Here is a 13,729-nt window from a genome sequence, read left to right on the forward strand (position 1 = left end):
CATGACGTGACGTGGAAAAAGCGTCCAGGGGGCCGTCAGCCCGCGCGCTGGCCCAGGAAGGCGCTGGCGACCATGGCAAGCGCGATGGCCGTCCACAACAGGCCCTGGAGGTTCTGCCGGCGGATTTCCTTGCGCCCCAGCCCCTCGTACCAGGCCCTGGCCGCCTGGACCCGCCCCTCCCAGGTGAAGCCCTCCGGGCCCGCCCGCTCCAACCCCTCGAGCCGTCGCACATGCGCGCGCAACAGGCGCTCCGGTGCGGCGTCCTCCAGCGAGCCCGAGCGGTAGCCGGGCAGGTCCAGCGCGGGGCGCCGGTAGCTGGCGGTGACGACGAAGCCCCCGGAGGCCAGGGGGGTGAGCAGGTAGAGCCGGGGCAGCAGGTCGGCCCCCTCGTAGAGGGTGGCGAAGACGCGCTCGCCCGCGTGCGCCCAGTCGTAGGAGCGGGTGGCCTTCTGGAGGAGGGGCTTCTCCTCGTGGCTGCCCAGCGGCGCGAAGCCCAGCGCCTGGAGCTGGCCCGCCAGGGGGCCCAAGCCGTCCGGCAGGCCCATCTGGTCCGCGGGGGCCTCCGGCTCCACCCGGACGGTGTGGGGGAAGAGGTAGAGGACCGCGCGCCAGAGGTTGAGGAACAGGAGCACGCCCGCGAGCACCAGCCCCGCGACGGCCACCCCCAGTTGCCCGAGCACGCTCACGGGCGCGGCTTTCCATCCGGGCGCCGGGTGGCGGTGGCCGGCAGGTCCCTCCAGCGCGCCAGGTCCGCGGGGGTGAGCGGGTCGCGGCCCTCCAGGTAGCGCTCCAGGTGGCCCAGCGAGTCCACGCCCCAGAACATCTCGTCGTCCACCAGCACGGACGGCACGCCGAAGGCGCCGTGGGCCAGCGCGTCCTCCGTGTTCCTGCGCACGCGGTCCTTCACCTCCGGCAGCTGCGAGCGCTCCAGCAGCGCCCGCGCGTCGAAGCCGGCCTCCGTCAGCACCGCGCCCACCTGCTCCGGCGTCTCGATGCCCCGGCCCTGGCCCCACGCGGCCGAGTAGAGCGCGGTGGTGAGCCGCGTGCGCTCCGCCACGTCGTCCACGGCGGCCGTCACGCGCAGGGCCCACAGCGGGTTGAAGGGGTGCGAGGGCGGCAGGGCGAAGGGCGCGCCCTGCTCGTGCGCGATGCGGAACGTCTGCTTGAAGAGATAGACGCGCTTGGCGGGGATCTCCGCCGGGCCCACGGAGCCCACGGCGTTGAGCAGCCCCGCGAGCAGCACCGGCACGGGCTCCACGACACGGCCGTGTCGCTGCGCGATGGCGGGCATGCGGAGCCAGGCGAGGTAGGCGTACGGGGACAGGTAGTCCAGGCAGAAGCGCAGGGGGGAGGAGGCCATGGCCCCATCCTATGCACGACCCGGCCGTCAGGCGCTCTGCTTCACGTCCTCGCTCTGGCGCGCCAGCGGGCCGCGCAGCGACTGGGCCAGCTGCTGGAGGTGCGTGGCCCGGGCGTTGGCGAAGGCGCGCTCGGCGATCTCCAGCTCCCGCAGGGCCTCTTCCGGGTCGCCGCGCCGCTCCGCGTGCTGGAGGTAGACGAGGCCCATCTGGAGCACGTTGCCGGTGGACTCCGCCAGCAGGCGCGCGTGGCGCAGGTGCGCGTCCCCCTCCTCCTGGGACACCAGCGGCGCCAGGGCGCGGCGGGCCAGGATTTCATCCCAGGGGTTGGCGAAGCGCGGGTCCAGCGCGCGCTCCAGCGCGGCCTCGGCGGCGGCGAGCGCGGCGGGCAGCCGGCCCTGCTCCCGCTCGAAGCGCGACTGGTACACGCGCACCAGCGTCTCCATGCGCAGGCCGCCCCGCCGCGCGGCCTCCAAGGCGCGGGGCAGCGACTCGCGCGCGGCGGCCGCGTCCTCGAAGAGCACGTCGCGGCACGCCTGGTACACCTGGACGTGCGCGCGCAGCCAGCGGTCCTCGGGCAGCACGCGCGACAGGGCCTCGCCGCGCGACACCACCGCGGCGACGAGCTCGTGCTCGCCGCGCTCCAGGTAGTACGGCGGCGTGAAGAGGGCCAGGTTGCGCTCCATCAGCCGGGGGCTGCCCAGCCGCCGGACCAGCTCCAGCTTCTGCGCGAGCGCGGACGCGAACGCGGCGCCGTCGCCGGTGAAGGCCGCGCGCGCCACCTGCGCGAAGAGGTGGTAGGCGCGCACGTCGGTGAAGCCCTGCGCCTCCGCCAGCGCGAGCCCGTCCTGGAGCAGCGCCTCGTCCAGCGGCTCGCCGCGCAGGGCCAGGTTCGCGTTGAGCAGGTAGCCCCCCATGCCCAGCGCCCACGCCAGCCGCCGGGGCGGGCGCCCCACCGCGTCGCGGAACTCGCGCAGCCGCTGCACCTGCTTGCGCTGCTCGGACACCCCGCCCGCCCAGTGGCCGGTGTACGCGCACAGCGTCGAGCGCGCCACGGACAGCCCCGCCCGGTACGGCGAGTCCTCCGGGTGCTCGGCGGCCACGCGCGCGATGAGCGCCTCCAGCTCGTCCGTGCGCCCCAGGATGGCCAGCGCCATGCCCTGGAGGATCTGCAGCTCCGAGCGCTTCCAGAAGACGTCCACCGGCGTCATCCGCGCGCACGCCGCCACCTCGCGGAAGAGCGGGATGAGCAGCTCCTCGCGCTCCGCGGGCGTGGCCACGCGCGCGGACTGGAGCCGGGAGAGCGCCTCGCGCCGTCCGGCCTCCACGTCCACCGTGGCCGCCCAGTGCGCGAAGAGCCGCTCCGCGTACGCCACCGACGTCGGCGGGTCGCTGGAGTAGCCCACCTCCACCAGCGACACCCACGTGCGCAGGAGCTGCTCCGAGCGCCCCGGGTAGTCCGGCGCGGACTCCAGGAGGGCCGCCGCCTCCTTCAGGAGCAGCGTGGCCTCCAGCAGCGCCTCCGCCTCGATGGCCGCGTGGCCCGCCTCCAGGAGCGGCTGGATGGCCTCCGCGGGCGCGTCCGAGCGCGCGAAGTGCCAGCCCACCGCGCGCACCACGCCCGAGCGCCCCGAGGGCAGCGCCTGGAGCACCCGCGCCACCTGGCCGTGGTACAGGCGGCGCTCCGCCTCCGGCGTGCTGTCGTAGACGGCCTGGTGCACGGTGTCGTGCGTGAAGACGTAGCGGCCCTCCACGTCCTGGAGGAACTGCCGCTCCACGATGCCGTCCAGCACGGCGAACAGCTCCGCCTCCGGCAGGCCGGACAGCGCGCGCAGCAGCGGCAGGTCCAGCAGCCGGCCCGCGGGCGCCAGCTTGCGCAGGAGCGCCACCTGCTCCGGCGGCGCGTTGGACAGGCGCATCAGCACCGCTTCCTGGATGCTCGCCGGGAGCCGCCGCGTGCCCAGCCCCGCCTCCGCCTCCCAGCGCCCGCCCACGCGCTTGAGCGCGCCCGCCTCCACCAGCATGCGCAGGCACTCCGTGGCGAAGAAGGCGTTGCCGCCGGTGGTCTCGTGCAGGTGCCGCACGAAGCCCTTCGGCACGTCCAGCCCCGGCAGCACCAGCTCCACCAGCGTGGCCACGTGCTCGGCGGACAGCGGCTCCAGGTCCACGCGCGAGGTGAGCTTCTCGTCCACCGTCTGGAACGCGAGGCTCAGGCGCGACAGCTCCTGCGAGCGGAACGTGCCCACCACCATGCCGCGCGTGCCGTGCAGCGCGCGGATGACGACGTTGAGCGCCTCCAGCGACGCGCTGTCCGCCCATTGGAGGTCCTCGAGGCACACCACGAAGGACTGCCGCCCGCCGAGCGTGTGCGTCCACTCCGACAGCGCCTGGAAGAAGGCGGCCTTCTCCTCGGAGCCTTCGCCCGGAAGCTGTTCGTGCAGGTCGCCGTCGAGCGGCTCCGGCGACAGCAGGCGCGCGAGCGGGGCCTTCACCCGCTCCATCAGCTCCGACGGCGTGTGCGGCACCAGGCAGCGCAGGGCCTGCGCCACGGGCGCCAGCGGGGCCAGCCCCTCCGCGCGGCACTGGCCCCGGCCGAAGGGCAGCTCGGCGAGCTTCGCCTGGAGCTCGAACTCCTGGAGCAGCCGCGTCTTGCCCACGCCCGCGGGGCCGCCCACCAGCACCGCGCGCGACTGGCCCCAGTCCGCCTCCGCCAGGCCGTTCATCAGCCCTTCCAGCTCCGCCTCGCGCCCCACCACCTCCGGCACGTGCAGGTAGCTGGCGCGCGCGGACAGCGGCTCCTCGGGGACGGGCTCGCCGCTGGCGTGGCAGAGCGCCTCCAGCAGCTCGCCCGCGTCCTGGAAGCGCTCGCGCGGGTCCTTGGCCATCAAGAGGAGGATGATCTCCTCCAGCTGCGGATCCACCGGGCACAGCGTGGACGGGCGCGGCGGCGGGCGCGTCAGGTGGTCCGCCAGCAGCACCGCGGGGCTGTTGCGCTTGAAGGGCAGCTTGCGGGTGGCCAGGTACCAGGCCATCACGCCCAGCGAGTACAGGTCCGCGCGCCCGTCGATGCTCGCGCCCCGCTGCCACTCCGGCGCCAGGTACTCCAGCGTGCCCTTCAGCTTGCCGGGGCTGGGCGTGCCCAGCTGGTGCATCACGCCGAAGTCCATCAGCTTCACCGCGCCGGACTCGGTGATGCGCACGTTGCTGGCCTTGATGTCGCAGTGCACGTACAGGCGCGAGTGGATGAACGCCAGCACCTGCGCCATCTGGATCAGCACGCGATACAGCGTGCGCGTGTCCAGCGGCGCGTCCCGCACCAGCGTGCTCAGGTCCTTGCCGCCCACCACCTCCATGGTGATGAAGCGGTTGCCGGCCTCCGTCATGCCCCAGTCGAAGACCTTGAGCGTGGACGGGTGCTGGAGCTTCTTCATGGCGAAGAACTCGTGCCGGAACAGCAGCACCAGCTCCTCCACCTTCGCCGCGGACAGCTCCGCGGGGACGTGCATCTCCTTGAGCGCCACGCGCCGGCGCTCCTGCAGGTCGTCCGCCAGCCAGATGCGGCCCATGCCGCCTTCCCCCAGCAGCGACTCCACGCGGTAGCGCCCGGTGACGATGACGCCGGGGATCAGCGAGCGCCGCTCCCCGATGCCCGAGCCCGGCAACGTGATGGGCGTACGCATCCGCTCCCCCCACGTGCTCGGGGGGCGGGTGCGCTCATCCAACACCGCTGTTTTTTCGTCGTCGCTCACACGCCAAGGGGGCTGGCTGCTTGAAGGACCGGATCCCGATTCCAGAATCCAGACATCGCCAGGAATAGCACGTTTCAGTGACACTGCCTCCGGGACATCCGAGCAGGTGCACGCTCTACTCCTGTTCCCTGTTTCACCGCCCCGCTGGAAGAAGCGCCACACCCCGGCCCGGATGCCTGCTGGGCCGCCTTCCCAACCCGCGCCCACGACGTCCCCGCACGGCCGGGCAGGCAGCCCTGGCGCGCGCCGTCATTGCCCTGGCGTGCAGGTGCATCCCACCTTCCCGTCGGAGGTGACACCATGGCTTCGGACAAGGACTCCAAGAACTTCCAGCCGCGCGACCGGGGACAGGTGGAGGACGCGCTGGATCGGGGCGCCGCCGAGCGGGCCCGCGAGCGCTCCCGCGCCGCGGCGCGGGGGGACGAGAACCCCGGCCCGCTGGAGGAGACGCGCTGGGAGGCGGAGGTGGAGCGCGGCTCGGAGTGGCTGGACCCGGAGGTGCCAGCGCGCGAGGCGCGAGGCGACGAGGAGCCGGACTCCGAGGTTTCCCGGAGGGGGCTCGTGAACCCGCCACCCGAGCGGTAGGGCGCGTTCGCGACAAACCCGTGAGGTGGAGGCTCTCGTGGATTCTCACGGGTGCAGGGGGACCTCTTGCCCGGTGCGCACGGCGGGGGGATGCTGTGCCCCGCCGTTCCCCTCAGCCGTCCGTGGTTGCCTCCCCGGGAGTCGATGCACCGTGAAGCCCAAGGTCCTCATCGTGGAGAACTCCTGGACCATGCGCGAGACGCTGCGGCTGCTCTTGTCGGGTGAGTTCGACTGCACGGTGGCGGCGGATGGGGAGACGGGGCTCGCGCACGCGCTGGCGCAGCCGCCGGACGTGCTCCTGTCGGACGTGAACATGGAGGGCATCGACGGCTACGAGCTGTGCCGCCGCGTGCGCGCGGAGCCCTCCCTGGCGCACCTGCCCGTGGTGTTCGTCAGCGGCTATCCGCCGCGCTCGGAGCAGGAGCCCGGGCAGCCGCAGCCGGACGCGTACCTGGTCAAGCCGGTGAAGCCGCCGTACCTCATCGCGCAGCTGCACGCCGTGCTGCAGCGCGCGAGGGGCGCCACCGCCTAGGCCGCGGGCGAGCGCCGGGCCGGGTGCCCGCGGGGCCGGGTGTCACGGCGAGGACGCGGCGCGCTTCTGTCACTGACCTGGGCCACGGGGAGGGCTATACCTTGCCCGAATTTCCCCTTCTCTCGTCCCGAGGTCCTCGCGTGCTCAACGCCTTCCCCCGCGTCCCGGCTCCCAAGAACGAGCCCGTCCTCTCCTACGCCCCCGGCACCCCGGAGCGCGCGGAGCTCCAGTCCACGCTCAAGCGCATGAGCGGGGAGCGCATCGACATCCCCGTGGTCATCGGGGGCAAGCACGTGAAGTCCGCCAAGACGGACACCGTGCGCATGCCGCACCGACACCAGCACGTGCTGGCCACCCTGCACGAGGCCGACGCGGGCCACGTGGAGCAGGCCATCCAGAACGCCATGAGCGTGAAGGAGGACTGGGCGCGGATGCCCTTCCACGCGCGCGCGGCCATCTTCCTGCGCGCCGCGGAGCTGCTCGCCACGCGCTACCGCCCGCTGCTCAACGCGTCCTCCATGCTGGGCCAGTCGAAGACGGCGCACCAGGCGGAGATCGACGCGTCGTGCGAGCTCATCGACTTCCTCCGCTACAACGTCCACTTCGCGCAGCAGATCCTCTCCATCCAGCCGGAGAACTCCGCGCAGACGTGGAACATGACGGACTACCGGCCCCTGGACGGGTTCGTCTTCGCCATCGCGCCGTTCAACTTCACCTCCATCGCCCTGAACCTCTGCCTGTCGCCCGCGCTGATGGGCAACGTGGTGCTGTGGAAGCCTTCCTCTACGCAGGCCCTGAGCGCGTGGTACAGCCTGGAGCTGATGCGCGAGGCGGGCCTGCCCGACGGCGTCATCAACATGCTGCCCGGCGACGGCCCCACGGTGGGCAACCCGGTGCTGGCGAGCCCCCACCTGGGCGGCATCCACTTCACCGGCTCCACGCCCACGTTCAACAACCTGTGGAAGACGGTGGGAGAGAACATCGGCCGCTACAAGCAGTACCCGCGGCTGGTGGGTGAGACGGGCGGCAAGGACTTCATCTTCGCGCACCCGTCCGCGGCGGACGACCTGGAGGCGCTCGCGGTCGCCATCGTGCGCGGCGGCTACGAGTACCAGGGCCAGAAGTGCAGCGCGGCCAGCCGCGTCTACGTGCCGGAGTCCCTGTGGCCCAGGCTGAAGTCGCGCCTCCAGGCGCTCATCGGTGAGATCAAGATGGGCGACGTGGCGGACTTCCGCAACTTCATGGGCGCCGTCATCGACGAGCGCTCGTTCAAGAAGGTGTCCGGCTACATCGAGCTGGCGAAGTCCGGCAGCGACGCGACCATCGTCGCGGGCGGCGGCACGGACAAGCGCGAGGGCTGGTTCGTGCAGCCCACGCTGGTGCAGTGCGACAGCCCGCGCCACCGCATCATGACGGAGGAGATCTTCGCGCCGCTGGTGGGTGTGTACGTCTACCCGGACGCAAAGTTGGAGGAGGCGCTGAAGGAGTGCGACCAGTCCGCGAGCTACGCGCTCACCGGCGCCATCTTCGCGCGCGATCGCAAGGCCATCGAGCAGATGATGGGCGGCCTGCGCAACGCGGCGGGCAACTTCTACATCAACGACAAGCCCACGGGCGCGGTGGTGGGCCAGCAGCCCTTCGGCGGCAGCCGCGCGTCCGGCACCAACGACAAGTCCGGGTCGATGATCAACCTGTTCCGCTGGTCCAGCCCGCGCACCATCAAGGAGAACTTCGCGCCGCCGGTGAAGGTCCCCTACCCGTTCATGGACAGCGACCCGAAGGAAGGGGCCCTCTAGTCCCATGAGCGAACCGTTCCAGGGCATCGCGGGGCTGGAGACCTACGCGTTGGAGGACGGCGGCTGCCGCGTGGAGATCATTCCCACGCGCGGCGCGCTCGTCACGCGCATGGTGGTGGACGGCGAGGACGTGCTCTATCTGGATGAGAGCACCGTCGCCGACCTCACGAAGAACGTGCGCGGCGGCATCCCCGTGCTCTTCCCCATCGCCGGCCCCCTGCCCGGGGACACATATCCGGCGGACCGCAAGGCGTACACACTGCCGCAGCACGGCTTCGCCCGGAAGCTGCCGTGGACGGTGCGCCAGGCGGACGAATCGATGCTGGTGCTGAGGCTCTCCTCGTCGGAGGAGACGCTGCGCCAGTTCCCGTGGGCCTTCGACGCGCAGTTGGTGTTCTCGCTCACGGGCCGGCGGCTGACGGTGGACTTCGACGTGGCGAACCTGGACACGCGGCCCATGCCGCTGCACCTGGGCTACCACCCGTACTTCCGCGTGCCACAAGGAAACAAGGCGAAGGCGCGCGTGGAGACGGACGCCACGCACGCGTGGGACAACCTCGCGAAGCACGAGGTGCCCTTCACCGGCCTGGACCTCACGGCGCAGGAGGTGGACATGCACCTGCGCGACCACTCGGCGCCGGGCACGGTGCTGGAGCGTGGGCCGGGGCTGTCTCCCGTGAAGCTGTCGTGGAGCGAGGAGTTCCGCCTGCTCGTCGTGTGGACGTTGCAGGGGAAGGACTTCGTCTGCGTGGAGCCGTGGACGGCCGCCGCCGGGGCGCTGGCCACCGGCGAGGGCCTGCTGCACGTGGCCCCGGACGAGCGCGTGTCGCTCGCGTTCGACATCGAGGCGTGACGCGCGCGTCTCAGGCGTGCGGGATGAGGGGCAGGCTCAGCGGGCCGCGCACGGTGAGGGAGGTGTTCCACTTCACCGGGCCCGTGGGCGTGAAGCGCGTGAAGCGGGACAAGAGCACCTCCAGCCCCACGCGCGCCTCCAGGCGGGCCAGCGGCGCGCCCAGGCAGAAGTGGATGCCGTGGCCGAAGGGCATGTTGTTCACGCCCTCACGGTCCATGTCGAAGGTGTCCGGGTCCTTGAAGCGCTCGCCGTCGCGGCACGCGGAGCCGATCATCAGCGCCACGCGCGCGCCCTCCGGGATCACCACGCCCGCCACCTCCGTCTCCCTCGTGGTGACGCGCACGAGCCCATGCACGGAGGGCTCGTAGCGCAGCACCTCCTCCACGAAGCGGCCCACCTGGGACGGCTGCTCGCGCAGGCGGGCCACCAGGTGCGGCTGCTCCATCAAGAGGCGCACGCAGTGGCTGACGAGCTGCACGGTGGTCTCCAGCCCCGCCACCACCAGCAGGAACAGGAAGCTCATCACCTCCGCGTCGGTGAGCGCCTCGCCGTCCACGCGGGACCTCACCAGGTCGGACACCATGTCGTCCTGGGGGTGGCGGCGGCGCTCGGCGACGACGTCGGACAGGTAGTCCTCCATCTCGCGCACCGTGGCGCGGATGGACGCGTGCCGGTGGGTGTCCTGCTCCGTGGTGCCGGACACGCTGGACAGGTCCACCGACCAGCGCTTGTAGCGGGCCGTCATCGTGGGGTCCAAGGCGAACAGCTCGCCAATCACGCTCGCGGGCAGCGGCATGGCGAAGGCGTCCACGAAGTCCACCTCGCGCTCCGGGGACAGGCGCTCCGCCAGGGACTGCGCGAAGCCGCGGATGCGCGGCTCCAGCCGGTTCACCGCCGTGGGCGTCCACGCGCGGCTCACCAGCGCGCGCAGCCGCATGTGGCGCGGCGGGTCCATGACGATCATCGACTCGGAGAAGGGGTTGTGGCCCAGCCACGGCGGCGCGGTGGTGGTGCGCACCCCGGCGGAGGAGAAGACCTGCGGGTTCTTGAAGGCGGCGGCCACGTCCTCGAAGCGCGTGATGGCCCAGAGCCCACCGGGTTCCACCTGACACACGGGTGCGTTGCGCCGCAGCTCCGCGTAGACGGGGTAGGGATTGGCCCGGACTTCCGGCGCCATCAGGTTCACGCGTCCAGTCATGAAAGAATTTCCTTTCAAGGCTGGAAAACTATACCCGATATACTGGCCCTGAACAGAGGCGTCGCCTCCCCTCCTTCGAGTCACCATGTCCCGTTTCGTCCTCGCCGCCGTCCTCGCCCTGGGTCTGTCCGCGTGTTCCGACGACCCCGATGAAGTCACGCCTGACTCCGGCACCCCCACCACCGACGCGGGCCACGACGCGGGCACGGACGTGGACGCCGGCACCGGCGCCGATGCCGGGACGGACGTGGACGCGGGCACGGATGCCGGGACGGACGTGGACGCGGGCACGGGCAGCTCGCACGGCTCCGGCAAGCTCGCGTGCAGCAAGACGGGCACGGTGAGCACGGACGCGGGCACGCTGACGTACTGCGTGGCGCAGGTGGGCGCGACGGAGGTGAAGTACATCGAGCCGAAGCAGGGCATCACGCCCGCGCCCATGCGGCTGGCCATCTACCTGCACGGCGACGGCGCGGCCACGTACAACGGCAGCAACCCGCGCTCGCTGTTCACGCACGGGGGTTGGACGTACGGGCACAACACGCTCTACGTGACGGCGCTCGCGCCTAACAAGTGCGCGTGGTGGACGGTGCCGGAGCGCACGGACTGCTCCACGGACGCGCCCATCGAGGCGCGCGACCTGGAGGGCAGGAACGCGGCGGAGCTGGCGTCGCTCATCGAGGCGCTGCGCAAGGGCTGGGACATCCAGGACGGCCCCATCCTCTTCGGCGGTTCGTCGGGCGGCTCCATCGAGCTGACGGCCAGCTTCCTGCCGCGCTACGGCGACCGCTACCCGGGCATCTACGCGCTGAGCTGCGGCGGTGAGAAGCCGTGGACGGGCAGCATGGACTGGGACGCGTCGAACGCGGCGCTGCGCGGCGGCACGCAGTTCTGGTTCACCTATGGCGACCTGGACTTCCTGTACCCGGACATCCAGGACGCGAAGGCGTACTTCGGCGGGCTCGGGTTCCCGGTGAACGACAAGGTCATCGCGGGCGCCGAGCACTGCGCGTTCGACCAGGTGGGCCGCGTCACGGAGGTGTGGAGCGAGGCCACCGGGCAGTAGGCATCCCGCCCTGCTCCGCTTCGCGTGGGTGCTTCCATCGCAAGAAGCGGAGTGCGGGGGAGGCGTGAAGTTCCTAGCGTGAGGCGCATCCTCTTCCTGGGAGCCTGGGATGCGCCTCTACGACTATCTGCCCTCCGCGAACGGCTACAAGATCCGCACGTTGCTCGCGCAGCTCGGCCTCGCCTACGAGTTGGTGCCGGTGGACCTCTTCGCGGGGGAGAGCCACACGGCGGACTTCCACGCGAACAAGAACCCGGACGGCCGCATCCCGGTGCTGGAGCCGGAGCCGGGGCGGTTCCTCGCGGAGTCCAACGCCATCCTGTTGTTCCTCGCGGAGGGCACGCGCTTCCTGCCCGAGGACCGCTTCGCTCGCGCGCAGGTGCACCAGTGGATGTTCTTCGAGCAGAACACGGTGGAGCCGAACCTCGGCACCGCGCGCTTCTGGCTCCTCACCGGCCGGCAGCGGCCGGGGTCCGACGTCGTCCGGAACCGCGTGCAGGGCGGTGAGCGCGCGCTGGCCTCGATGGAGCGACACCTGGGCAAGCACGCGTTCCTGGTGGAGGAGCGCTACACCGTCGCGGACCTCTGCCTCTTCGCGTACACGCACCTGGCGCCGGAGGCGGGCGTGGACCTGACGCCCTACCCATCCGTCCGCGCCTGGCTGGAGCGCGTGAAGGCCCAGCCCGGCTTCCTGGGCCCCGTGCCGCCCTACACCGCGAACGCGCACGTGCGCTGACGCGGGCTACGCGCGGGCGCGCGATGCGCCGGCTCCACCTTCAACTGCGTGTGGAAGCCCTTGCGTTGGTTCACGGACGTGGGCGGCGCGGGCCTGGCGCACGCGGCGAGGAAGAGAGAGGCCCGCAGGGCATGGCGGGAGAAGGACTTCATTCTGGGAATACGCAGTGAATCCGCGTCACGGATCCGCGACATGCGCGGCGCCGCTCCGGAGGGTGGCTTGACAGGTCTCGGCATCGCCGCTACTTGTTCTCGCAGAATGTTCGTCACCTCCGCCATGTGCATGTGTTCGATGCCTGTTCCGGGTGGGCCCAAGCCCGCCGCGGTAGGCTGACGCACAGCCTGCCCCTGGCGAGCCAACCGGAGCCCACCCACCCGCGAGGGTCGGTGGGCTTCGTCGTTCCGGGCCTCCGCTCTCGCACCCTGCCGAGGAGCGTCGCAGCGCCCACTGAAGTCCTGAAGCCCTCCCCACCGCCCGCAGTGCCCTGACGTCCCCGCCACCCCTCTGCCTTCACGCCACGCGCGCTCCTCCCGGAGCGACGCGAACAGGAGTCCCTTGCCATGAGCACGCCCCACGACGAACGCCCGCTCCACCCCGACACGCTCGCGCTGCACGCCGGCTATTCGCCGGACCCCACCACGGGCTCGCGCGCGGTGCCCATCTACCAGACCACCAGCTACCGCTTCCGCGACGCGGACCACGCCGCCGCGCTCTTCGGCCTCAAGGAGTTCGGCAACATCTACACGCGCATCACGAACCCCACGACGGACGTCTTCGAGAAGCGCATCGCCGCGCTCGAAGGGGGCGTGGGCGCGCTCGCCGTCGCGTCCGGCCAGGCCGCGCAGACGCTGGGCATCCTCAACGTCCTCAAGACGGGGGATGAGATCGTCTCCGGCGCCAGCCTCTACGGCGGCACGTACAACCTCTTCAAGGTGACGCTCGCGCGCCTGGGCATCACCACGAGGTTCGTGGACGCGGGCAACCCGGACGCGTTCCGCCAGGCCCTTGGCCCGAAGACGAAGGCGCTCTACCTGGAGTCGCTGGGCAACCCGCGCCTGGACGTGCCGGACTTCGACGCCATCGGCGCCGTGGCGAAGGAAGCGGGCCTGCCGCTCTTCGTGGACAACACCGCGCTGTCCCCCGCCCTCTTCAACCCGCTGCGCCACGGCGCGCACATCGTGCTGCACAGCGCGACCAAGTACATCGGCGGCCACGGCACCTCCATCGGCGGCGTCATCGTGGACGGCGGCAACTTCCCCTGGGAGAACGGCAGGTTCCCGGAGCTGACCGAGCCCAACCCCGGCTACCACGGCCTGCGCCTGCGCGAGGCCTTCGGGCCCGCGGCCTTCATCCTCAAGGCCCGGCTGGAGGGCCTGCGCGACATCGGCCCGGCGCTCAGCCCCTTCAACGCGCACGCGTTCATCCTGGGCCTGGAGACGCTGCGGCTGCGGCTGGAGCGGCACTCGCAGAACGCGCTCGCGGTGGCGAAGTGGCTCAAGCAGCACGAGAAGGTGGCGTGGGTGCGCTACCCGGGCCTGGAGGACGACCCCTCGTTCCCCAACGCGAAGAAGTACCTGAAGGGCGGCTTCGGCGGGCTCGTCACCTTCGGCGTGAAGGGCGGGCTGTCCGCCGGGCGCAAGGTGATTGACGGCGTGCGGCTGTGGAGCCTGCTCGCGAACATCGGCGACACGCGCTCGCTCATCATCCACCCCGCGTCCACCACGCACGAGCAGCTCACCCCGGAGGAGCGCGCCAGCACGGGCGTCACCGACGACCTGGTGCGCCTGTCCGTGGGCCTGGAGCACCTGGACGACATCGTGGCCGACCTCGATCAGGCCCTGGGCGCGGTCTGACGC

The 13,729-nt window shown here is 71.7% G+C and carries 12 protein-coding genes; 7 read left to right on the forward strand and 5 right to left on the reverse strand.

Annotated elements, in window-relative coordinates; all coding sequences use genetic code 11:
* Positions 1-35: 35 nt before the first annotated feature.
* The 3 genes from U8525_RS06505 to U8525_RS06515 are packed head-to-tail and all read right to left on the reverse strand — an operon-like array spanning position 36 to position 5,038.
* Complete coding sequence (locus U8525_RS06505) at positions 36-686, reverse strand: hypothetical protein (protein WP_374262521.1); 651 nt, start codon at positions 684-686, stop codon at positions 36-38.
* Complete coding sequence (locus U8525_RS06510; protein ID WP_374262523.1) at positions 683-1,360, reverse strand: 2-hydroxychromene-2-carboxylate isomerase; 678 nt, start codon at positions 1,358-1,360, stop codon at positions 683-685. The genes U8525_RS06505 and U8525_RS06510 overlap by 4 nt, the downstream gene beginning before the upstream one ends.
* A 27-nt stretch (positions 1,361-1,387) precedes the next feature.
* Positions 1,388-5,038 (reverse strand): protein kinase, encoded by a 3,651-nt coding sequence (locus U8525_RS06515; RefSeq protein ID WP_374262526.1) that lies wholly within the window; start codon positions 5,036-5,038, stop codon positions 1,388-1,390.
* Positions 5,039-5,407: 369 nt separating this feature from the next.
* Between U8525_RS06515 and U8525_RS06520 the strand changes: the two genes are divergently transcribed.
* From U8525_RS06520 to U8525_RS06535, 4 genes are all read left to right on the forward strand, one after another.
* Positions 5,408-5,692, forward strand: coding sequence for a hypothetical protein (locus U8525_RS06520; protein WP_374262528.1), 285 nt, complete (start codon positions 5,408-5,410; stop codon positions 5,690-5,692).
* Positions 5,693-5,843: 151 nt separating this feature from the next.
* Positions 5,844-6,224 (forward strand): response regulator, encoded by a 381-nt coding sequence (locus U8525_RS06525; protein ID WP_374262533.1) that lies wholly within the window; start codon positions 5,844-5,846, stop codon positions 6,222-6,224.
* A gap of 140 nt (positions 6,225-6,364) precedes the next feature.
* Entirely contained in the window at positions 6,365-8,020 is a 1,656-nt protein-coding gene (pruA, locus tag U8525_RS06530; protein WP_374262536.1) for an L-glutamate gamma-semialdehyde dehydrogenase, read from the forward strand.
* Between the two features lie 4 nt (positions 8,021-8,024).
* Positions 8,025-8,873: an aldose epimerase gene (locus tag U8525_RS06535; protein ID WP_374262539.1), complete on the forward strand. Its 849-nt coding sequence runs from the start codon at positions 8,025-8,027 to the stop codon at positions 8,871-8,873.
* A 10-nt stretch (positions 8,874-8,883) separates the two neighbouring features.
* Here the strand turns inward: U8525_RS06535 and U8525_RS06540 are convergent, their stop codons facing one another.
* On the reverse strand, positions 8,884-10,071 hold the full coding sequence (locus U8525_RS06540) for a cytochrome P450 (protein ID WP_374262542.1): 1,188 nt from the start codon (positions 10,069-10,071) through the stop codon (positions 8,884-8,886).
* Positions 10,072-10,156: 85 nt separating this feature from the next.
* On the opposite strand from U8525_RS06540, the gene U8525_RS06545 reads away from it, so the two are divergent.
* Together U8525_RS06545 and U8525_RS06550 are read left to right on the forward strand one after the other, a co-directional pair.
* Positions 10,157-11,137 carry a hypothetical protein gene (locus U8525_RS06545; RefSeq protein WP_374262545.1) on the forward strand — a complete coding sequence of 327 codons (981 nt, stop codon included), beginning with the start codon at positions 10,157-10,159 and terminating at the stop codon, positions 11,135-11,137.
* 109 nt (positions 11,138-11,246) lie between these two features.
* On the forward strand, positions 11,247-11,873 hold the full coding sequence (locus U8525_RS06550; RefSeq protein WP_374262548.1) for a glutathione S-transferase family protein: 627 nt from the start codon (positions 11,247-11,249) through the stop codon (positions 11,871-11,873).
* Here U8525_RS06550 and U8525_RS06555 read toward each other — a convergent pair.
* Positions 11,846-12,025, reverse strand: a complete 180-nt coding sequence (locus U8525_RS06555; RefSeq protein WP_374262551.1) for a hypothetical protein — start codon at positions 12,023-12,025, stop codon at positions 11,846-11,848. The genes U8525_RS06550 and U8525_RS06555 overlap by 28 nt on opposite strands.
* A gap of 408 nt (positions 12,026-12,433) precedes the next feature.
* Between U8525_RS06555 and U8525_RS06560 the strand changes: the two genes are divergently transcribed.
* On the forward strand, positions 12,434-13,726 hold the full coding sequence (locus U8525_RS06560; RefSeq protein ID WP_374262554.1) for an O-acetylhomoserine aminocarboxypropyltransferase/cysteine synthase family protein: 1,293 nt from the start codon (positions 12,434-12,436) through the stop codon (positions 13,724-13,726).
* Positions 13,727-13,729 lie beyond the last annotated feature (3 nt).

Source organism: Corallococcus sp. RDP092CA (genome assembly GCF_041903675.1).
Lineage (GTDB): Bacteria > Myxococcota > Myxococcia > Myxococcales > Myxococcaceae > Corallococcus.